At 65.3% G+C, this 19816-nt stretch carries 18 protein-coding genes; 1 reads left to right on the top strand and 17 read right to left on the bottom strand.

Going from position 1 to position 19816, the window contains the following annotated elements:
• Position 1: 1 nt before the first annotated feature.
• From QRX40_RS06095 to QRX40_RS06055, 9 genes are all read right to left on the bottom strand, one after another.
• The gene (locus QRX40_RS06095) at positions 2 to 1288 is read right to left on the bottom strand and encodes an RsmD family RNA methyltransferase (RefSeq protein WP_313837046.1); all 1287 of its coding nucleotides are present in this window, start codon (positions 1286 to 1288) and stop codon (positions 2 to 4) included.
• Complete coding sequence (locus QRX40_RS06090) at positions 1281 to 1928, bottom strand: DUF3159 domain-containing protein (protein WP_396184426.1); 648 nt, start codon at positions 1926 to 1928, stop codon at positions 1281 to 1283. The genes QRX40_RS06095 and QRX40_RS06090 overlap by 8 nt, the downstream gene beginning before the upstream one ends.
• Before the next feature lie 58 nt (positions 1929 to 1986).
• Positions 1987 to 2805 (bottom strand): DUF3710 domain-containing protein, encoded by an 819-nt coding sequence (locus QRX40_RS06085; RefSeq protein WP_313837016.1) that lies wholly within the window; start codon positions 2803 to 2805, stop codon positions 1987 to 1989.
• A 37-nt stretch (positions 2806 to 2842) separates the two neighbouring features.
• On the bottom strand, positions 2843 to 4840 hold the full coding sequence (locus QRX40_RS06080; RefSeq protein WP_313837014.1) for an ABC transporter ATP-binding protein: 1998 nt from the start codon (positions 4838 to 4840) through the stop codon (positions 2843 to 2845).
• Between the two features lie 11 nt (positions 4841 to 4851).
• Positions 4852 to 5841 carry an ABC transporter permease gene (locus QRX40_RS06075; protein WP_306222234.1) on the bottom strand — a complete coding sequence of 330 codons (990 nt, stop codon included), beginning with the start codon at positions 5839 to 5841 and terminating at the stop codon, positions 4852 to 4854.
• A 31-nt stretch (positions 5842 to 5872) separates the two neighbouring features.
• Positions 5873 to 6799 carry an ABC transporter permease gene (locus tag QRX40_RS06070; RefSeq protein WP_024627150.1) on the bottom strand — a complete coding sequence of 309 codons (927 nt, stop codon included), beginning with the start codon at positions 6797 to 6799 and terminating at the stop codon, positions 5873 to 5875.
• A gap of 190 nt (positions 6800 to 6989) precedes the next feature.
• The gene (locus QRX40_RS06065; protein ID WP_198200717.1) at positions 6990 to 8651 is read right to left on the bottom strand and encodes an ABC transporter substrate-binding protein; all 1662 of its coding nucleotides are present in this window, start codon (positions 8649 to 8651) and stop codon (positions 6990 to 6992) included.
• 77 nt (positions 8652 to 8728) lie between these two features.
• Positions 8729 to 10408 carry an ABC transporter substrate-binding protein gene (locus QRX40_RS06060; protein WP_313837011.1) on the bottom strand — a complete coding sequence of 560 codons (1680 nt, stop codon included), beginning with the start codon at positions 10406 to 10408 and terminating at the stop codon, positions 8729 to 8731.
• Between the two features lie 137 nt (positions 10409 to 10545).
• Positions 10546 to 11511 (bottom strand): tyrosine recombinase XerC, encoded by a 966-nt coding sequence (locus tag QRX40_RS06055; RefSeq protein ID WP_396184407.1) that lies wholly within the window; start codon positions 11509 to 11511, stop codon positions 10546 to 10548.
• 71 nt (positions 11512 to 11582) lie between these two features.
• On the opposite strand from QRX40_RS06055, the gene QRX40_RS06050 reads away from it, so the two are divergent.
• Positions 11583 to 11855, top strand: coding sequence for a DUF6725 family protein (locus QRX40_RS06050; protein WP_313837007.1), 273 nt, complete (start codon positions 11583 to 11585; stop codon positions 11853 to 11855).
• Here QRX40_RS06050 and QRX40_RS06045 read toward each other — a convergent pair.
• From QRX40_RS06045 to xerD, 8 genes are all read right to left on the bottom strand, one after another.
• Positions 11845 to 12882: a prephenate dehydrogenase/arogenate dehydrogenase family protein gene (locus tag QRX40_RS06045; protein WP_313837043.1), complete on the bottom strand. Its 1038-nt coding sequence runs from the start codon at positions 12880 to 12882 to the stop codon at positions 11845 to 11847. The two genes, QRX40_RS06050 and QRX40_RS06045, sit on opposite strands and share 11 nt — an antisense overlap.
• 65 nt (positions 12883 to 12947) lie before the next feature.
• Positions 12948 to 13934, bottom strand: a complete 987-nt coding sequence (locus tag QRX40_RS06040) for a prephenate dehydratase domain-containing protein (RefSeq protein WP_313837006.1) — start codon at positions 13932 to 13934, stop codon at positions 12948 to 12950.
• Entirely contained in the window at positions 13931 to 14395 is a 465-nt protein-coding gene (locus QRX40_RS06035) for an alcohol dehydrogenase (RefSeq protein WP_313837005.1), read from the bottom strand. The genes QRX40_RS06040 and QRX40_RS06035 overlap by 4 nt, the downstream gene beginning before the upstream one ends.
• Positions 14396 to 14467: 72 nt before the next feature.
• Positions 14468 to 16387, bottom strand: a complete 1920-nt coding sequence (typA, locus tag QRX40_RS06030) for a translational GTPase TypA (protein WP_313837004.1) — start codon at positions 16385 to 16387, stop codon at positions 14468 to 14470.
• Positions 16388 to 16501: 114 nt separating this feature from the next.
• A complete protein-coding gene (gene scpB, locus QRX40_RS06025) occupies positions 16502 to 17164 on the bottom strand; it encodes an SMC-Scp complex subunit ScpB (protein WP_313837003.1) in 663 nt (220 codons plus the stop codon).
• The gene (locus tag QRX40_RS06020) at positions 17161 to 17964 is read right to left on the bottom strand and encodes a segregation/condensation protein A (protein ID WP_313837002.1); all 804 of its coding nucleotides are present in this window, start codon (positions 17962 to 17964) and stop codon (positions 17161 to 17163) included. The genes scpB and QRX40_RS06020 overlap by 4 nt, the downstream gene beginning before the upstream one ends.
• Positions 17961 to 18800: a ParA family protein gene (locus QRX40_RS06015; RefSeq protein ID WP_101432174.1), complete on the bottom strand. Its 840-nt coding sequence runs from the start codon at positions 18798 to 18800 to the stop codon at positions 17961 to 17963. The genes QRX40_RS06020 and QRX40_RS06015 overlap by 4 nt, the downstream gene beginning before the upstream one ends.
• 45 nt (positions 18801 to 18845) lie before the next feature.
• On the bottom strand, positions 18846 to 19775 hold the full coding sequence (gene xerD / locus QRX40_RS06010; protein ID WP_313836999.1) for a site-specific tyrosine recombinase XerD: 930 nt from the start codon (positions 19773 to 19775) through the stop codon (positions 18846 to 18848).
• Between the last annotated feature and the right edge of the window lie 41 nt (positions 19776 to 19816).

The following is a 19816-nucleotide window of genomic DNA, read 5'->3' as shown; positions in this document are numbered from 1 at the left end:
GTCAGCGCCGCCTTCCCACCGTGCGGGTGAAGACCGCCACGGTCTCCACGTGGTGGGTCATCGGGTAGATGTCAAAGGCCTCGAGGTGCTTGGGGCTGTAGCCCAGGGAAATCAGGGTGGCCGTATCCCTGGCCAGGCTGGTCGGGTCGCAGGCCACATAGATGATGGTCCCAGCCCCGCTGGCGGCCAGCAGCCGGCAGACCTGAGCCTTGGCGCCGGCCCTGGGCGGATCCAGCAGGATCAGGTCGGGATGGCCCAGCCCCTTGGGCGCACCCCCAGCCAGGACCTTGGCCACGTCCCCCCGACGCAGGGCCACCCGGTCCAGGCCGGCCCGCTTCACGTTGTGTTTCGCACTGGCAATGGCTCCTGCGGACCCCTCCACGGCCAGGAGCCGGGCCCGTCCGTCGGCCAGAGCGGCCAGGGGCAGGGTGAAGAGCCCTGATCCGCAGTAGAGATCCCAGACGACCGGCTCGGCCACCCCGTCCAGGGCCTGCCTGGCCTGGTCCAGGACCGCCTTGGTCAGCACGACCGGTGCCTGCCGGTGGACCTGCCAGAATCCGTCGGCCCGGACCTGGTATTCAGGTCCTGCTCCGGCCTCCAGCCGCTCTGTCAGCAGGCGGCTCCCCTTGCTCAGGCGGCCATCCACCAGCAGGGCGTAGTTGTCGCCGACCGGTCCCCCGTCGCGCGGCTGGGGCACGGCCAGGCGTATGCGGGCAGCGGCGGGCAGGCCGCCCTCCCAGATGCCCAGTTCGTCAGCCTGATCCAGCAGCTCCTGGGTGGCCAGGGGCATGGTCTGAATCGGCAGGCGGTCATGCGATCCCCGCCGACGCATGGAGGGGCGGCCCTGATCGTCGGCCACCAGCTCGATTCGGGTCCTCCAGTGCAGGCCGCCCAGCTCCTCATCGCCCGGTACCCGGGCCACCGGCACCTGGACGTCCACCCCGCCCAGACGGGCCATCTGCTGACCGATCAGATCGGCCTTCCAAGCTAGCTGACCGGGCAGGCTGACATGTATCAGATCGGCCCCGCCAAGGCCGCCGCCCCAGGCCAAGGGTCCAGCCAGGGGCCAGACGGGTTGGCGGCGATCAGGACTGGCCTCGAGCACCCGGGTGACCTCGCCCGTGGCGAATCTGCCGGCCCGGCCGTGAGGCTCGTCCAAGAGGACCTCCACCAGCTCCCCGGGCAGGGCGAAGCGGACGAAGACCACCCGGCCGTCCTCCAGGTGGCTTACGCAACGGCCCTGGTCGGCATAGCGTTCGATGCGCAGACGAACCCTGGTCTCAGTCATGATCGGCATGAACCTCCTGGTCGGCCTGAACCTGGTCAGCTTGGCGACGATGGTAGGGCCCGCCGATCAGCAGCCAGCTGATCCAGATGCCCAGGGCAAACAGGGGCAGGCCCAGAATCAGGCGTGCAGCGCCCAGAAACCCAACGGAACCGGCCAGGTAGAGCGGCACCTGAACCAGCAGGCGCAGCGCGAAGACGGCGATCCAGACCAGGGTGGCCTGGGTGTAGGCCCGGACCAGGTCCGGTTCACTGCGCCAGGAGTCCAGCCACTGCCTCCACCCGGAGACCACAGGCCGGCGCAGGTACTCCACCAGCAGGCCGATGCCGGGCACCCGGGCCAGCAGCGAGGCCCCGAGAACGATGATCCAGAATCCGTTGGTCAAAAATCCTGGCAGATAATAATTGCGGGCATCCCGGGTCAGCCATGCGGCCACCAGGCAGATGCCCACCGAGAGCAGACCGGTCAGCGCACCCAGAAAGGACTGCCGCTGGACCAGGCGAATCAGGAGCTGCACAACGGCCAGGGCCGCCGAAACCGCCACGGTCAGCCCCAGACGGCCGGTGGCCAGGAAGAAAACCAGAAATACCAGCCCCGGCAGCAGGGACTCGACGATCCCCCGCCATCCGCCGATGGCCTCCATGACGGAGAAGTCGTCGTCGGCCAGTGCTGCCAGCCCGGAGTGCTTCTGCTTCACAGCCTTAGCGGATCTCCGAGAACATGGGTCCGCGCGACAGGGTGGTCTTCACCTCGGTCTGCTGGTCCGAGTCGAAGGGGCCCTCTGGCCTGTCGGGGATCTGCGCGCTCTCATCGTCCTTGGACTCCGGGTCTTCGGCTTCTCCGCGGCGCTGGTTGGGGGTGATGGGCGCATGCATGGGAACCAGGTCACGGGGGGCCAGGGGCTCATCGCCACGGACCACCACCAGGTCGGCCAGGTAGCCGTCGAGCACATCCTTCTCCTTGCCGCCCTTGGCTGCCGGGCCTGAGAAGATGCCTCGCAGCATCCAGCGGGGTCCGTCGACGCCCACCACACGGGTCAGCAGGTTCTTGCCCTTGACCTTGACGGGCAGGGTCAGCTCCTTGCCGAAGACGCCGTCCACCTCCTTGCAGGAGGGGTTGGCCTTGAGCAGGTCGGCCCGGACCTCGTCCCAGAGGCCCAGGGACTTGGGGGCCGCAAAGGGCTCCAGCTCCAGACTGGAGGACCCGTAGGTGATGGTGGCCCCCAGCACGTCGCCGGTCTGCGAGTTGGCCTTGAGCCTCAGCTCGCTGCCCTTAAGGAAGGGCAGCATCAGGGCGCCGATGTCCAGGTACTCGTCGGTGTCAGGGGCATCGGAATCCAAGCTGTCCCAGGGGCCCTTCCCGCTCTGCTCGGCTTCGTCCTGCTCCGCAGCCGTCTCATCGCGGTCCGCCTGAGAGGTCTGGTCGGATTTTTCCGTGGACTTTTCAACGTCCTTGGACTCCTCGACGGCCTCCTCAGCCTGCTTCTTGGCGTGTTTCCTGCCGAAACCGAACAATCCCATGATGCCTCATTTCCTTGTGAGTCTGTGCAAAGGATGACTAGTCAAGACCCAGGCGCAGCTTGCCGCCGGGGATGGCGTCCAGCAGATCCTTGGTGTACTGGCGCTGGGGGTGGTCGAAGACCTCGTCCGTGGTGGCGTGCTCCACCAGCCGGCCGTGCTGCATGACCACCACCTCGTCCGCGATCTGCCTGACCACGGCCAGATCGTGGGTGATGAACAGGTAGCTGAGCCCCTGCTCGGCCTGCAGGTCGTTGAGCAGCCGCAGCACCTGGTCCTGGACCAGCACGTCCAGGGCGGAGACGGCCTCGTCGCAGATGATCACATCCGGATTCAAGGCCATGGCCCGGGCGATGGCGATGCGCTGACGCTGTCCGCCGGAAAGCTCGTTGGGGTAGCGCCCCATGACCGACTCGGGCATCTCCACCATGTCCAGCAGCTCCTTGACCCGCTTCTGCCGGGACTTGGCGTTGCCGATCTTGTGGATGCGCAGGGGCTCCTCGATGGAGCGGTAGATGGAGTACATGGGGTCCAGGGAGCCGTAAGGGTTCTGGAAGACCGGCTGCACGTGCCGGCGGAACTCCATGAGCTCGTGGCTGCCGAATCCGGCGATGTCCTGGCCCTCGTAGGTCACCCGGCCCGAGGTGGGCTTGAGCAGGTGCAGGACCATGTTGGCCACGGTGGACTTGCCGGAGCCCGACTCCCCCACGATGGCCAGGGTGGTCCCCCGCTTGACCGAGAAGGAGACGTCGTCCACGGCCTTGAACATCTCCTTGCGCCGGGGCAGCCTGAACTCGCGGGTCAGGTGCTCCACGGTGATGATGTGCTCGCTGCGCTCCAGAGTGCTCTCGCCCTTGACGTGGTGCTCCAGCAGGTCTTCGGCATCCTGGCCGCGCTGCTTGGCGGAGATGATGCGCTGGGAGGCCAGCGAGGGCGCGGCCTGAACCAGCCGCTTGGTGTAGGGGTGCTGGGGGTGCTGCAGGACCTCCAGGCTGGGCCCGGACTCCACCACCTGGCCCCGGTACATGACCACGATGTGCTGGGCGCGCTCGGCTGCCAGACCCAGGTCGTGGGTGATGAAGAGCACGGCGGTGCCCAGGGATTCGGTCAGGCTGCGCAGGTGGTCCAGAATGCGCTTCTGGACGGTCACATCCAGGGCGCTGGTGGGCTCGTCCGCAATCAGCAGATCGGGCCGGGAGGCCAGGCCGATGGCGATCAGGGCGCGCTGGCGCATGCCGCCCGAGAACTCATGCGGATACTGCCGGGCCCTGGTGGCGGCCTCGGGCAGCCCGGCCTCCGACAGCAGCCCGGCGATGCGGTCGTCCATGTCCGAACCGGTCACATGCTCCTTGGCCAGCGTCCAGGCCGCATCGTCATCCACACCGGCGTCGATCAGGGACTTGGCCACGCCCCAGCGGGTCTCGGAGCCCACATCCCACTCGGCCTTCAGGGCCTCCATGGTCTTGTCCACGTCGGCGACCCCGGCATCGCTCAGGGCCTGGCGGGCGGCCTGGAGCAGGCCGGGCAGGTCCTTGGAAGAGATGAAGAGCTCATCGTCGGACTTCTTGAGCGTCACCTCTTCGTCGCTGGCCAGGGCCTTGGCCAGCCGGGAGCGCTTCTCCCTGGAGACGTCCATGTGGTTGGCGGTCAGCGCCTCCTTGACCTGGGAGCCGATGCGCCAGACCGGGTTCAGGTTGCTCATGGGGTCCTGCGGGACCAGGCCCACCTGGGAGCCGCGCAGGGCTTCGTAGTCCTTGCGGTCCAGGCCCACCAGCTCGCGGCCCTTGAGCCGGATGCTGCCGCCGGTCACCTTGCCGGTGCCGGGCAGAAGGCCCAGCACAGCCATGGCCGAGGTGGACTTGCCCGAGCCGGACTCCCCCACGATGGCCACCCACTGGCCGGGGTAGACGTTGAAGGAGGCGTCGCGAACCGCATGGACGGTACGCCCATCGGCGGTGAAGTCCACCTGCAGGTCCCGCACGTCGAGCAGAGGCTGCTGCTCCTGATTGGTGGTCATGTTCTTGTCTGCTTCAGTCATGCTTCCTCCACTCAGGCCGTTCTGCTCTTGGGATCCAATGCATCCTTGACCGCGTCGCCCATCATGATGAAGGCCAGCACGGTGATGGCCAGGGCTGCGGAGGGATAGAAGAGGACCGAGGGGTTGGTGGTCAGGAGGTTCTGGGCCGTCGAGATGTCCCCGCCCCAGGAGACCACGGTGGAGGGCAGGCCGATGCCCAGGAAGCTCAGCGTGGCTTCAGAGACGATGTAGGTGCCCAGCGACATGGTGGCCATGACGATGACCGGGGCCAGGGAGTTGGGCATGATGTGCCGGAAGAGGTTGCGCAGGGGCGTGGAGCCCAGGGCCGTGGATGCGGTGTTGAACTCCAGGTTCTTGGCCTCCAGGACGGCGCTGCGGGTGATGCGGGCCATGTTGACCCAGCCGAAGAGGGTCAGGGTCAGGATGATCTTCCACAGGGAGGTGGAGGTGCGGAACATCTGCAGGAGCACGATGGCGCCCAGGATCATGGGGATGGCGAAGAAGATGTCGGTGATGCGGCTGAGCACTGCGTCAACCCATCCCCCGAAGAAACCGGCGATGGCGCCGATGAGGCCGCCGAAGACGGTGACCAGGATGGTGGTCATGATGCCGATGGACACCGAGGTCCGGGCCCCGTGGATGACGCGGCTGTAAACGTCGCAGCCCTGCAGGTCGAAGCCGAAGGGGTGCCCGGGCCGGCCGGGCTCCAAGGAGTCGGACAGGCTGCAGGCCATGGGGTCCTGCCTGGCGAAGAGGTTGGGGAAGAGGGCCACCAGGATGACCACGATCGCCAGGATTGCGGAGATGATGAAGAGCGGGTTGCGCCTCAGGGTCTTCCAGGCGTCGGCCCACATGCTGGTGGGCGGCACGTCCTCATCCACCGAGTCCACCTCGCGCAGGGGCGTCTCGTCGACGGGGGCCACGAACCGCTCCTGCCCCGGCAAGGGGTCGGGAAAGTAGACGCGGGCCTGGCTTTCGTTCTGTTCGCTTGACTCGTTCATTGCCGTTTCACTCATAGTCGGTCCCTCTCCCTCACGCATACCGGATCCGCGGATCGAGCACTGCGTAGAGCAGGTCGACCAGGAGGCTGGTGATGACGAAGATCAGGACCAGAATGGTCACGATGGAGACCACCAGGGTGCCTTCGCCCCTCAGGATGGCCTGGTAAAGGGTGTTGCCCACACCCTGGATGTTGAAGATGCGCTCGGTGATCATGGCCCCACCCATGAGTCCGCCGATGTCGGCGCCCAGGTAGGTGACCACGGGTATCAGTGAGTTGCGCAGCACATGCCGCACGATGACGGACCGATTGCTCATGCCCTTGGCCCGGGCCGTGCGCACGTAGTCCTCGGAGATGTTGGAGGTGATCTCCGTCCTGGTCAGACGGATGATGGAGGCCATGGACACCGACCCCAGCACAATGGCTGGCATGAGCAGATCAATGAAGCCAGGATTGGCTCCTGCTGTGGCCGGAAGCAGATGCCATTTGACGCCGAACAGGTACTGCAGGATGAAGCCGGTGACGAAGGTAGGCACCGAAATCAGCAGCAGGGAGAGGACCAGGATGATGTTGTCCGACCACTTGCCCTTGGTCAGGCCGCCGATGATGCCGAAGATCACGCCGAAGACGCCCTCGAAGACGAAGGCCATCAGGGCCAGCTTGATGGTCACCGGGAAGGCCCTGCCGATCACGCTGATCACGGGCTGGCCGGCGAAGGTGTTGCCGAAGTTCAGGGTCAGCGCGTTCTTCAGGAAGAGCACGTACTGCACGATGAAGGGCTTGTCGAGATTGTATTCCGAACGTATCTGTGCGGCAACGGCCTGATTGACCGGCTTGTCCCCGAACATGGCGGCCACAGGGTCGCCGGGAAGCGCGAAGACCAGCGCGTATATCAGCAGTGTCGTGCCGAGAACGACGGGGATCATCTGCAGAATACGTCGCAGAAGATATTTTCCCATCGGCTATTCTCCTTTGTCATCCGCGACCGGGATCGGCATGGGGATCGGGGCCGCCGCAAAAATTCTTGTTTGAGTCTACCAGCACACCTCAACAGGGGTGCAAAGACGCCAAGGCCGGCGCGGAGTGGATCCTTCCGTGCCGGCCCTGGCGATATCAGCTCTGAGGTGCGGGATTCAGGCTCCCGTCACCTCACTTGCTGATGTTGTAGTAAGCAGGGACGCCCTTCCAGGTGAAGGAGAATCCTTGGATGTTCTTGGCGGCCACGCCGTTGGAGTTCTGGTAGTAGAGCGGAACTGCAGGCAGATCGCGGAAGAGCAGCTCCTCGGACTGCTGGTAGATCTTGTTGGCCTCGTCGATGCTCTTGGCGGAGGCTGCCTTGTCCATCAGGCCGTCGAACTCGGGGTTCTTGTAGTCGCCGTCGTTGGACCCGTTGCCGTTGGCTGCCGAGCTGGCGAAGTTGCTGGACAGGTAGCTCTCGGGCGAGGGGTAGTCGGGCTGCCAACCGGAGCGGAAGGCCGAGTCGGTGAACTTGCGGTTCTGCACGTTGGAGCGGAACTCGCTGAAGGTGGGCAGAGGGTTGCCCGAAGCCTGGATGCCCAGGGCGTTCTTGATGGAGTTGGTGACGGCGTCATAGATCTCCTTGTGGGCGCCATCGGCGTTGTAGGCGATCTTGAAGCTGTCGCCCTCGCCCCAGGGGGAGATCTTGTTGGCCTCGGCCCAGAGCTCCTTGGCCTTGGACGGGTTGTACTTGAGCACGTCGGATCCCTTGATGCTGGTTGAGTAGCCGGGGATGACGGGGGCGGTGAAGTCGTGGACCTCCTTGGCGGTTCCGGACAGCACCTTCTTGATGATGGTCGGCCGGTCGATGGCCATGGAGATGGCCTGGCGACGGAGCTTGCCCTCCTGATCCTGGCCGAAGTGCTTCATGTAGGTGGGGATGGTGAACATCTGGATGACCGAACCCGGATCGTTGATGGCCTGGACCGTGTTATCGGTCTGGAAGGTCTTGCGAGCCGAGGCCGGCAGGGTGTCCAGCACGTCCAGGTTGCCGGCCTGCACGTCGCGGTAGGCTGCGGTGGCATCGGTGTAGGAGCGGAACTCGACGCCGCCGTTCTTGACCTTGATGCCGCCCTTGTAAGCGGGATCCTTGACCAGCTTGATGGACTTGTTGTGCTCCCAGGACTGGAACTTGTAGGGTCCCACGGTCACCGGCTTCTCGCCGAAGGCCTTGGTGTCCTTGTAGAAGGACTCGGGCAGGGGCGCAAACGCGGTGTAGCCCACCTGGATGGGGAAGGTGGAGGAAGGCGAGGTCAGATCCACGGTGAAGGTCTTGTTGTCGATGACCTTGAGGCCGGACAGCTGGGCATCGCCAGGGGTGCCCTCCTTCTGCAGGTCGTCATACCCCTTGATGTTGGCGAAGAAGCTGGAGCCCAGCTGCTTGTTGGCGATGTCGGCCGCCCAGGACCAGGCCTTGGTGAAGGACTGTGCAGTGACCGGGGTGCCATCCGAGAACTTCCAGCCGTCGTTGATGGTCACGGTGTACTGGGTGTTGTCCTCGTTGGCCTTGATCTGCTTGGCGATCTCGTTGACCGGCTTGCCCTTGTCGTCAAAGCGGACCAGCTTGGAGAACATGACGTCGATGGGGTTGCCACCCCCCACCTCGTTGGTCATGCTGGGGATGAGCGGATTGGCCGGCTCAGGGTTGAAGACCGAGATGACGGCGTTCGAGCTGCCGCCGTTGCTCCCCTGGGCAGAGGAGCCGGATCCGCCGGATCCGCCGCAGGCGCCCAGGGTGAGCGCCATGACGCACAGTCCGGCGCCCGCAATGGTCAGGGCCGATTGCTTCTTCATATATCTTGCTCTTTCCTTTGGTTGGTTTCCCGAACCGCCAGTCATCGACGGCGGTTATGCCGTTTCCGGCACGATCATTACTGGTCCTTGGACAGCTCCGAGAAGATCGGATAGCCATCCCAGCCCAGACGCATCCCATGAACCTTCTTGGCGGACGCGCCGATGTTGTTTCCATAATAGAGCGGAACCGCCGGCATGTCCTGCAGAAGGATCTCCTCAGCCTGCTGGAAGAACCTGTTGGCTTCATCGGTGTCCTTGGCCTTGGCAGCCTGCTTCAACAGGGCGTCGAACTTGGGGTTCTTGTAGTCGCCATCGTTGGATCCGTTGCCGTCGGCCGCCGAGCTGGCGAAGTTGCTCATCAGATAGCTCTCAGGCGATGGGTAGTCGGGTGACCAGGAGGATCTGAAGGCCGCATCCGCGTAGAGGCGCTTTTTGATGTTGCCGCGGAACTCGCTGAAGGTGGGCACAGGAGTGGCCTCGGCCTTGATGCCCAGCGTGTTCTTGATGGAGTTGGCCATGCCGTCGTAGAAGTCCTTGGCGCCGCCATCCGAACTGTACAGCATTTGGAAGCTCTTGTCGGCTGGCCACTTGCTGATGGCATCGGCCTTGGCCCAGTACTCCTTGGCCTTCCTAGCGTTGTACTTGAGGCTGTCCGAACCCTTGAGATCCTTGGCATAGCCTGGGATGGTCGGCGCGGTGAAGTCGGTGGGCTGCACGCCCAGACCGCCCAGGACCTTGTCGATCAGCATCTTCCGGTCAATGGCCATGGAGATGGCCAGGCGGCGCAGGCGGCCCTCCTGGTCCTGGCCAAAATGCTCCATGGTGGCAGGAATGGTGAACATCTGCAGGGTGGAGCCAGGCTTGTTATAACTCTGCACCATGCTGTCGGTCATGAAGGTCTTGACAGCGGAGGTGGGAATCCTGTCGATCACATCCAGGTTGCCCGCCTGCACATCGGAATAGGCAGAATTCAGGTCAGTGTAGACCTTGTAGTCGATGCCGCCGTTCTGGACCTTGACCTCCCCGCCGTAGTCGTTGTTCTTGCGAAGCTTGATCATGGCGTTGTGCTGCCAGGACTCAAACGTGTAAGGACCCGAGCTGACCGGATTCTCCCCGTAGGCCTTGGGATCCTTGTAGAAGGACTCAGGCAGGGGCGCAAAAGAGGTATAGCCCACCTGAATGGGGAAGGTGGACGAGGGCGAAATGAGGTCTACGGTGAAGGTCTTGTCATCGATGACCTTCAATCCGGAGAACTGGGCATCCGCAGGCACGCCCTGCTTCTGCAGGTCATCAAAGCCCTTGATGTCAGAGAAAAAGCTGGCGTTCAGCTGGCCGTTGGACACATTGGCGCTCCAGGACCAGGCCCTGGTGAAGGACTTGGCGGTGATGGGGGTGCCATCCGAGAACTTGCGCCCGTCAACCAAGGTGACCTTGTACTGGGACATGTCGTCGTTGCCCTTGATCTCCGCGGCCAGATCGTTGTGGGCCTTGCCCTGGTCGTCGAAGCGGATCAGCTTGGAGTTGATGGCATCCACGACCTGCCCGCCGCAGCTTTCCGCAGTGCTGCTGGGAATGAGCGGGTTGGCCGGCTCGCACCCGCGGACCGACACCACGGCGTTGCTGCTGGGCTGGCTGCTGGACGACTGCTCGGCACCCTCGGTATTGGTGCTGCTGCCTCCACTGCCGCAGCCGCCGGCCAAGAGCGCCAAGGCACAGATGGCGGCTGACGCCACCGTGAGCTGTGAACTCTTCTTCATTCCTGCTGCTCCCTTTAGCTGGTTGCCAACATTGCGCCTATGATCCCGAAAGTCTTTGACTGATGTTCAAGCTAGAATACGCCATATTCTGATACCAGGATGTTTCCCGAGACAAGTCGTATCTCATTTACCGGATCTCAGGCCCGGGGGAAAGCCTGCCTGTACCGGGCCCGCAGCTGCTCGATGGAGACGTGGGTGTAGCGCTGGGTGGTCCGCAGGGAGGAGTGGCCCAGCATCTCCTGAACCTCGCGCAGGTCGGCTCCCCCATCCAGCATGTGCGTGGCGGCCGAGTGCCGCAGGGCATGGGGGGCGATGTCGGGCACCCCGGCCTGACCGGCCGCCTGATGGACCACCTTGCGGACCTGCCGTTGGCCAACCCTGCCGCCAAGCTGACCCAGGAAGAGGGCCTGGCCTGCCTTGCGGGCCGATTTGGCCCTTGAGCCCGCCAGGACCGGCCGCCCCTCCCCCAGCCAGCGATCCAGGGCGCGATCGGCGGGCAGGCCATAGGGCAGGACCCGCTCCTTGGAACCCTTGCCCAAGACCTTTACGGTGCGGCTGTGCCGGTTCACGTCATCCAGGTCCAGCCCGCAGAGCTCGGCCACACGCATGCCCGTGGCGTACAGCAGCTCCAGCATGGCCGCGTCCCGGACCTGCAGGGCCGCCTGGACTTTCTGGTCCTCCCGGGGCTCGACCGGATCCTTGTCGACCGTATCCATCAGGGTGCGGGCCTGGTCGTGCGTCAGGACCCGTGGAAGGTGCTCGGACTGCTTGGGGCTGCTCAGGGCCAGGGTGGGGTCGGTCTTGATGCGGCCGTGCCGGCTCAGCCAGCCGAAGAAGGATCTCAATGCAGCCGTCTTCCGGGCCATGGTCGAGCGGGCGTGGGTAGCGGCTTCATGGGCCAGCCAGGACCTGATGGCGGCCAGGTCGATCTGCGCGGGGTCGTCGAAGCCGTGCAGATGCATCAGGTGCAGAAAGCCCGACAGGTCGGCCCGGTAGGAACGCACGGTGTTGGGACTCTTGCCTGCCACCCGGGAAAGATAGTCGGTGAAGTCCTGCAGATCCTGGTCCACTGCGGGCACTCCCTTCGCTTGGCTGTGCAGCATGTGCAATACAGTCTAGGCGCTTTCGCCCTCGTCGCAGCCGCAGGCGATACTGACCCCGGAGGTGGATGGCCATGCGTTTGCCAGCAACCATACCGGCCGGAGCGCGGCTGGTGGTCAGGATCGCCCTGGGGTCGGACCCGGAGGATGGAAGGCCCAAGTTCCGAGACTACGTGGGCCATGTGGTCGACTGGGACGGACATCGGCTGATCCTGGACAGGGACCCGGCGGCCAATGGGTCGCGTCCCGGAGAACGAGTGACTCTGCAAGCAGAAGACATGGTGGCCCTGAAGCCGGTCCCGGAACGCCGTTCGCCCCGCCCGGACCCACCTGATCTCAGTCGATGACCGGCGGGTGCAGCACCCGGGCACGGCTGGTGGTCAGGAAGGCCGAGACCTGCTCGCCGCGCAGGGCCGAATCCAGCAGCTCCTGCCGCCAGTTGCCCTCCTGCGGATCCAATTCAAGGTCGGTGGTGGGCATCGGCTCCTGGCCGGCCAGGGCAGCCTTGTAGCGCCGGAAGGGATCGGCCTGGAGGAAGAAGCCCCGGCGCTTTTCATCGGCCGCCGCATCCTGGTCCCGCAAGAGAGAGGCCATGCCCTGCAGATTCTCGGCCAGGGCATCCAGCAGGTCGGCCACCTGGTCGGCGTTCTCCTCCACCATGGCCCGGGTCCGCTCAGGATCGGTCAGGGCCACCCGGGTCATGTCACGCCAGGATCCGGCCGCCAGGGCCGAGGCCACACGGCGGTCAGGCGACCCGGTCAGCATGTTGGCCAGGGCGGTGGCCACCACATGGGGCATGTGCGAGATCAGCGCAGCGGCCCGGTCATGGGTGGCATCGTCCAGGGCGATCAGCCGGTTGCCCAGACCCTGGGTGACCATGTCGGCCACGGTCAGGAATCGGCTGTAATCCGTTTGTTCATCGACGCAGAGAGCCCAGAGGGCATCATCCAAGAGGGCCGGGTCCGAGTCCTCGTAACCGGAGCCCTCGCTGCCCGCCATGGGATGGGCGCCTACATACCGATCAGCCAGACCGGCCTGCTCGACCTGACGGCGGACCGGCCCCTTGACACTGCCCACGTCGGTCAGGGTGGTGCCCCGGGTCAACACCGGAGCCAGGGCCTTGAGCACCTCGGGCATGGACCGCAAGGGGGTAGCCAGCACCAGCACGTCTGCCTTGCCCTTGGCCAGCTCTTCCAGGGTGTCCACACAGTGTATCCCCTGGCTGCGGGCCTGCTCATAGGGACGGTCATTGTGGTTCCATGCGATCACGAACCGGCCCCGTGCGGCCAGCCGGCGGGCCAGCGATCCGCCGATCAGACCCAGCCCTGCCACGGCGATCTTGTGGGCCGAGGTCAGCACCGGCGAGGCGGCCATGCCTGCCATGGGGTGCATGTGCTCGGGACCTGACAGGTCCATGTGTGGAAAGGGTGCGGATTCATCTACCATAACAACTCCTTGCTGATCGTCTCGGTATCGGGGTCCTCACCCCGGAAGGCCCCCGCCCTGGGCAGCATCCATTCACGGATGGGGGGCGCCGGATGCGGGGTGCGCGGATGGACCGCCAGGGTCTTGAGCCAGTCCCCCCTGTCCAGCAGGTCGGCCAGCACCTGATGGAGCTCCTTCTGCCAAGGTGCGGCGTCGATGCTGGCCACGAAGCTGTAGGTCCCGTCGTGCCCCTTGATGGGCCGGGACATGAATGAGGTCATGTTCAGGCCCGCATCGCGCAGACGGTCCAGCAGGTTGGCCAGCACGCCCGGCCCGGTGTTCAGGGGAATGAAGGTGACGATGGACTCGAAATCCCCGCCCGGCGCCAGGCGGCGTGCCAGCCGGGCGGCCCGATCTCGGGGAGCCAGCAGAAGAAAGTCGGTACGGGCCCCCTGATAGTCCTGCACCTCGCGCCGGTAGGTCTCCAGTCCGTAGAGGCTCCCGCATATGCGCGGCCCCAGAGCCACCTGGTCGGGGCCCAAGTCACGACAGGCCGCAGCGTTGGAATTGGCCGGCACCGGATTGAGGCCGGTCTCTGCGATGAAGCCCTTGCACTGGGCCAGTCCATGGGGATGGGCGGCGACCTGGCGCAGGGGATCATGGTCAGCCCGGACGAAGGCGTCGAAGACGATGGGCAGGCGGACCATGCCGAAGCCCGCTACCGCCTGGGCGTCGATCAGGGCATCCATGTTGGGCACCACATGGCCCTCCACGTTGTTCTCCCAGGCCAGCACTCCCCAGCCTCGGCCCTCCTCCACGGCGGCCACGATGGCAGCCGCATCCGAGCAGGGGCGCAAGTCAGCCTTGCAGTCCAGCCTTGTCTCCATGAGGTTGGCTGCCTCAAGAGCGGCCTGATGGGTGAAGGTCCCCTCGGGACCCAGGAAGTGCAGGGGAATTCGGTCGGGTTCAGTCGCCGGCTTTCCTGACGGATCCTGGCTCATGCTGATCGCCCCTGACGACGCAGGGGACCGTCAGCAAACCAGGAGGCCGGCAGACAGATGGCCAGGGTCTGGATCAGGACCAGCCCGCCCATCCAGAGAAAGACCGCGTACTTGGCAAAGAATGTGGGGAAGTCGGCGTAGGGCATGAGCACGTCGCCGCCAGGCCCCCGCATGGAGAGCAGCCAGACCGTGACCGTCGAGGCCACCAGATGCAGGGCCAGACCCATGGTGCCGCTGTCGCAACGGACCCACCAGGAGGCCAGGGCCACCAGCAGATAGGCCAGGACCATCCCCCAGGGCAGACCCTGGGCGGCCCCGGAGCGCTGGACCAGGGTTCCCAGCACGCCCACCGCCAGACCGATGGGCAGGCCCAGCAGGCAGCGGAAGAGACTCGCCTTGCCGGACTCACCCGCCGAATGGGAGGGGGCCTGATCCTTGGATTTGGAAACCTGAGACTTCATGGGTACAAGACTAGTCCGACCCGGTCACCGTGGGGCGGCCGGGTCGGACTGAATCTGATTGTGGGAGAAGGGTTACTTCTTGTTGGCCCTGCGCTGACGGGCGTTCCACTTGTACCAGGCATCCCTGTCCAGGATGATCTTGCGCACGCGGATGGACTCGGGGGTCACCTCCACGCACTCGTCATCGTTGGCGAAGTCCAGGGACTCCTCCAGGCTCATGTCGATGGGCGGGGTCAGGGTCTCCAGCACGTCGGCGGTGGAGGAACGCATGTTGGTCATGTGCTTCTCCAGGGTGATGTTGATGTCCAGGTCGCCGGGCTTGTTGTTGATGCCCACGATCTGCCCCTCGTAGACAGGCGACTGGGGCTTGACGAAGAACTCGCCCCGGGCCTGGAGCTTCTGCATGGCGTAGGGGCTGGCCTTGCCGGAGCGGTCGGAGACCATGGATCCGTTCTGCCGGGTCTTGATGTCGCCCGCCCAGGGGGCGTAGCCGGCGGAGATTGAAGCGGAGATGCCGGTGCCGCGGGTGGCGGTCAGCAGGGCGGTGCGGAAGCCCAGCAGGCCACGGGAGGGCACGGTGAACTGCATCCTGACCCAGCCGGAGCCGTGGTTGGTCATGGTCTCCATGCGGCCCTTGCGGTCGGCCATGAGCTGGGTGACCGCGCCCATGTACTCCTCGGGCACGTCGATGGTGTCGGACTCCATGGGCTCCTGAAGCTTGCCGTCCACGGTCTTGGTGACCACCTGGGGGCGGCCCACGGTCAGCTCGTAGCCCTCCCGGCGCATCTGCTCGGCCAGGATGGCCAGGGCCAGCTCGCCACGGCCCTGAACCTCCCAGGCGTCAGGCCGGTCGGTGGGCAGCACCTTGATGGAGACATTGCCGATCAGCTCGCGGTCCAGACGATCCTTGAGCATGCGGGCGGTCAGCTTGTGGTCCTTGCCCTCGGTGCCGGCCAGGGGGGAATCGTTGGTGCCGAAGGTCATGGAGACGGCAGGGTCGTCCACGTGGATCAGCGGCAGGGGCCGGGGGTCGTCCTGGTCGACGATGGTCTCGCCGATCATGATGTCCTCCACGCCGGCCACAGCCACGATGTCGCCGGGGCCGGCCTCCTCCACAGGGAAGCGCTGCAGGCCCTTGGTGCGCAGGATCTCGGTCAGCTTGAAGTTCTCGATGGATCCGTCCACGCGCGACAGGCCGTACTGGCGGCCCTTGCTCAGGGTGCCGTTGTAGATGCGCACCAGGCCCAGGCGGCCCAGGTAGTCGGAGGCGTCGATGTTGGTCACATGGGCCTGCAGCGGGGCGCCCTCCTCGTACTCAGGGGCGGGAATGTTGGTCAGTATGGCCTCGAAGAGGGGCTCCAGATCGTCGTTGTCGGGCACGGCGCCGTCGGCGGGCTGATTGACGGAGGCCTTGCCGGCCTTGGCTGCGCAGTAGATGACCGGCAGGTCCAGGAGGGAATCCAGATCCAGGTCCACTCCCTCCTCGCTCACGTCCTGGGCCAGTCCCAGGAGCAGATCGGTGGACTCGGAGACCACCTCGGAGATGCGGGCATCGGGACGGTCGGTCTTGTTGATGACCAGAATGACGGGCAGCTTGGCCTCCAGGGCCTTGCGCAGGACGAAGCGGGTCTGGGGCAGGGGCCCCTCTGAGGCGTCCACCAGAAGGACCACGCCGTCGACCATGGAGATGCCGCGCTCCACCTCGCCACCGAAGTCAGCGTGGCCTGGGGTGTCCACCACGTTGATGGTGATGCCGTCGGGCTGGCCCAGCTTGGCGGCCAGTGGGCCTGTGTACTTGACGGCGGTGTTCTTGGCCAGGATGGTGATGCCCTTCTCCTTCTCCAGGTCGTTGGAGTCCATGACCCGGTCGGGCACCTCCTCCCGCTCGGAGAAGACGTGCGACTGCTGCAGCATGGCGTTGACCAGGGTGGTCTTGCCGTGGTCAACGTGTGCCACAATCGCCACATTTCGTATATCGCCGCGTACCGCCATCAAAACCTCATTCTCGTGAATGCTATCCATGCCTCCGCCGACCTGTCTGCCGGCTGGCATGATCCAGGAATTGGACAAACAGAGACAAGTGTAACCGCCTTATGTGACAGGCGTTCACTCCTCCTCGCCCTGGGGCGAACCTTGGACTGGATCCGGAGACTGAAGCTGGTCGGACATCTCCTGGCGGGCCTGGGCCAGAGCCGAGTCCTCGTCGGGCAGGAAGGGGGCCAGGGAGGGCAGATCCTCCAAGGATTGCAGGCCCATCCGCTCAAGGAAGAGGTCGGTGGTGACCAGCAGCGCGGCGTGGGTCTGCTCGTCCAGGCCCTCCTCGCGGACCAGGCCGCGCACCAGCAGGGCCCGGATGACCCCGTCCGAATTGACCCCGCGGATCTGCCCCACCTGGGCACGGGTCATGGGCTGGCGGTAGGCCACGATGGCCAGGGCCTCCAGGGCCGCCTGGGAGAGGCGTGCTGTCTGGCCGTCCTTAACGAAGGCCGCCACCACGGGCTGGTAGGCGGCCCGGCTGGTCAGCTGCCAGCCCCGGGCGGTCCGACGCAGTTCGAATCCTCGGTCGCCATAGGACTCGGCCAGCGATTCCAGGGCGGCATTGACCGGGTCCGGATCCACGGCCAGCACCCGGGAGAAATCCTCTGCGGTCAGCGGCCGGTCCGTGGCCACCAGAATAGCCTCCAGGCAGGCGGCCAGCCCCCCGGGAAAGTCCTGCACGTCAAAGTCCACGTATTCGGGACGGGTATCGGGAGCCGAGGTTTGGCTCATGCAAAGTCCCCCTCACTGATCAAGGCCGTTTCCGGCTCCTGTGTCGGCCCAACCCAGCGCAGGTAGAGCGGCTGGTAGGGGCCATCCTGACGGTACTGGATCAGTTCCTGCCTGAAGAAGATCAGCACGGCCAGGAATCGGGCCACCACCTGCGCCCGGCCCTTGGAGGAGGCGACCAGATCGGCGAAGACCACCGGCTGCCCAGGCTGTGCCAGCAGGGCCTGGCGAACCTTGTCGGCCTCCTTGTTCAGGTCGACCAGGGGCACGTGCAGCTGGTCCAGACGCACCTGGGAGGCCGGAGCGTTGACCAGGGCGTTGGCGCAGAGCAGGGCCAGATCCTCTGGCTTCAGGGTCCAGACCAGATCAGGCAGCAGATGGGCCAGTTCGGGCTCCAGATGGCCTGGGTGCGGGTAGCGGCCCGAGTTGGCGGCCAGCCTGGCTCGAAAGTCCTGCCCTGCCTGCTTGAAGGCCCGGTACTGCAGGAGCCTGGCGAAGAGCAGATCACGCTCCCTGAGGGCATCCATGGAGGCCTGGTCGCGCATGGACTCGTCCTCCACAGGCAGGAGGGCGGCGCTCTTGGCCTCAACCAGAACCGAGGCCACGTCCAGGAAGGCGCTGGCCTGGTCCAGCCCCTGGCCGAAGTCCAGGGTGCGCACATAGTCCAGAAACTCCCCGGTGATGGCGGCCAGCGAGACCTCCGTCAGTGAGAGCTTGCGGTTGGCCAGCATGCCCAGCAGCAGGTCGAATGGCCCCTGGTAGACATCCAGGTCGACGGCAAAGCCGTCCGCTGATCCGCTCACGCCACGATGCCGCGGGCGATCAGCTCCCGGGCGACCTCCCGATACTCCTTGGCGGTCTTGTGCTCGGGGGCGAACATGGTGATGGGCTCGCCGGCCACCGTGGCATCGGGCAGCTTGATGGACCGGCTGATGATGGAGTGCAGCACCTTGCCCTTGAAGGCCTCGTAGATGCGCTGAAGCACCTCGTCCGAATGGAGGGTCTTGGTGTACATGGTGACCAGCACCCCGTAGATCTGCAGGTCGGGGTTGATGCGGCTGCGGACCTTCTCTATGGATTGCATGAGCAGGGCCACGCCGCGCAGGGCGAAGAACTCGGCCGCCACGGGAATGATGACCCCGTCCGCAGCAGTCAGCGCGTTGACGGTCAGCAGGCCGAGCGAAGGCTGGCAGTCGATAATGATGGCGTCATACTCCTGCCGCAGGGGCCGGATGGTGGCCGCCAGGGCCTGCTCCCGGCCGACCTCAGTGACCAGCTGAATCTCGGCGGCCGACAGATCGATGTTGGCCGGGATGATGTCCAGACCGTCGAAACGGGTATGCCGGACCACCTCGTGAACATCCAGGGAGGTGTCGAACATGGCGGTGTAAATGGTGTTGTCCACGCTGTTGGCGTTGATGCCCAGGCCCACGGTGGCTGCGCCCTGGGGGTCGAAGTCCACGATCAGCACCCGGCGCCCATACTGGCACAGGGCCCCGGCGATGTTGATGGATGAGGTGGTCTTGCCTACGCCGCCCTTCTGGTTGCACATGGCGAGAACACGGGCCGGGCCGTGCTGTTTCAAAGGCTCCGGGGCAGCGAACGTCTCATACTCGCGCCCTAACAAATCCGTAGGCATGCTTCTACCCTATCAAGTTTCCGGCCGCATTCGCGGGTTGGCGGGTCAGCGAGCGCGGGGATGGGCCGTCTGGTAGGTCTCGATCAGGGCCTGGGGGCTGACATGGGTGTAGATCTGCGTCGTGGTCACCGAGGCGTGGCCCAGCAGCTCCTGGACCGAACGCACATCGGCGCCTCCCTCCAGCAGATGAGTGGCGAAGGAGTGCCGCAGGGTGTGTGGGTGCAGGGGCCTGTTCAGCCCTGCCCGGCGGCCGGCATCCCTGACCACCTGCCAGACCGTCTGCCTGGTCAGCCGCCTGCCCCGCTTGTTGAGGAAGACGGCACGCAGCTCCCTGCCCTTGGTGGCCCGATCGCACAGGCTGGACCGCCCCAGATTCAGGTAGGCCTGCATGGCCTGGCAGGCGTAGGAGCCCATGGGCACCAGACGCTGCTTGTCGCCCTTGCCGGTCAGGCGGACCACCCGCTCGTTAAGGTCCATGTCTTCCAGATCGGTGCCGACGGCCTCCGAGACCCGGCAGCCGGTGGCGTACATGAACTCCAGCAGGGCCTTGTCCCGCAAAACCACCGGATCCTTGGACCCGCCCATGGCCGCTGCATCCAGCAGCCGGGTCACCTGGTCCACGTCCAGCACATCGGGCAGGGCCGAGGTGCCCTTGGGAGCCTTGACGGCACGAGAGACATCCTGGTCGGTCACCCCCTGCTTGAGGGCGAACCGGTGCCACTCATGGACGGCGGCCATCCTTCGGGAGCGGCTGGCTGGGCTCTCGTCGGCCAAATGGGCCAGAAAGCCCTCCACATCGGCGGTGTGAATCTGCTCCAGGCTGGTGATGCCACGACCTGACAGCCAGTTGATGTACATGGTCAGATCGGACCGATAAGCCTTGACCGTGGCGGGGGCAAGACCCCGCTCCAGACCGGTGTAGGCCAGGAACTGATCCAGCAATGCAGTCAGCCCCTCCTGATGATCACCGTCCACTACTGCTTAACCTCCGGTTCTCTTCATCAGTGCTGGTCTTT

The organism is Bifidobacterium sp. H6bp9, from assembly GCF_032193695.1.
GTDB classification, from domain to species: domain Bacteria; phylum Actinomycetota; class Actinomycetes; order Actinomycetales; family Bifidobacteriaceae; genus Bombiscardovia; species Bombiscardovia kimbladii.
Note: the sequence above shows the minus strand (reverse complement) of the source record. Positions and strands in the feature narration are given on the sequence as shown.

What these genes read in the sequence shown, in the direction of transcription:
- QRX40_RS06040 (WP_313837006.1), bottom strand. Translation starts at nt 13,934, where the DNA reads ATGAGCCAGGATCCGTCAGGAAAGCCGGCGACTGAACCCGACCGAATT.
- QRX40_RS06090 (WP_396184426.1), bottom strand. Translation starts at nt 1,928, where the DNA reads ATGGAGGCCATCGGCGGATGGCGGGGGATCGTCGAGTCCCTGCTGCCG.
- QRX40_RS06035 (WP_313837005.1), bottom strand. Translation starts at nt 14,395, where the DNA reads ATGAAGTCTCAGGTTTCCAAATCCAAGGATCAGGCCCCCTCCCATTCG.
- QRX40_RS06045 (WP_313837043.1), bottom strand. Translation starts at nt 12,882, where the DNA reads ATGGCCGCCTCGCCGGTGCTGACCTCGGCCCACAAGATCGCCGTGGCA.
- QRX40_RS06095 (WP_313837046.1), bottom strand. Translation starts at nt 1,288, where the DNA reads ATGACTGAGACCAGGGTTCGTCTGCGCATCGAACGCTATGCCGACCAG.
- QRX40_RS06050 (WP_313837007.1), top strand. Translation starts at nt 11,583, where the DNA reads ATGCGTTTGCCAGCAACCATACCGGCCGGAGCGCGGCTGGTGGTCAGG.
- QRX40_RS06055 (WP_396184407.1), bottom strand. Translation starts at nt 11,511, where the DNA reads ATGCTGCACAGCCAAGCGAAGGGAGTGCCCGCAGTGGACCAGGATCTG.
- QRX40_RS06060 (WP_313837011.1), bottom strand. Translation starts at nt 10,408, where the DNA reads ATGAAGAAGAGTTCACAGCTCACGGTGGCGTCAGCCGCCATCTGTGCC.
- QRX40_RS06065 (WP_198200717.1), bottom strand. Translation starts at nt 8,651, where the DNA reads ATGAAGAAGCAATCGGCCCTGACCATTGCGGGCGCCGGACTGTGCGTC.
- QRX40_RS06015 (WP_101432174.1), bottom strand. Translation starts at nt 18,800, where the DNA reads ATGCCTACGGATTTGTTAGGGCGCGAGTATGAGACGTTCGCTGCCCCG.
- typA (WP_313837004.1), bottom strand. Translation starts at nt 16,387, where the DNA reads ATGGCGGTACGCGGCGATATACGAAATGTGGCGATTGTGGCACACGTT.
- scpB (WP_313837003.1), bottom strand. Translation starts at nt 17,164, where the DNA reads ATGAGCCAAACCTCGGCTCCCGATACCCGTCCCGAATACGTGGACTTT.
- QRX40_RS06070 (WP_024627150.1), bottom strand. Translation starts at nt 6,799, where the DNA reads ATGGGAAAATATCTTCTGCGACGTATTCTGCAGATGATCCCCGTCGTT.
- QRX40_RS06080 (WP_313837014.1), bottom strand. Translation starts at nt 4,840, where the DNA reads ATGACTGAAGCAGACAAGAACATGACCACCAATCAGGAGCAGCAGCCT.
- QRX40_RS06085 (WP_313837016.1), bottom strand. Translation starts at nt 2,805, where the DNA reads ATGGGATTGTTCGGTTTCGGCAGGAAACACGCCAAGAAGCAGGCTGAG.
- QRX40_RS06075 (WP_306222234.1), bottom strand. Translation starts at nt 5,841, where the DNA reads ATGAACGAGTCAAGCGAACAGAACGAAAGCCAGGCCCGCGTCTACTTT.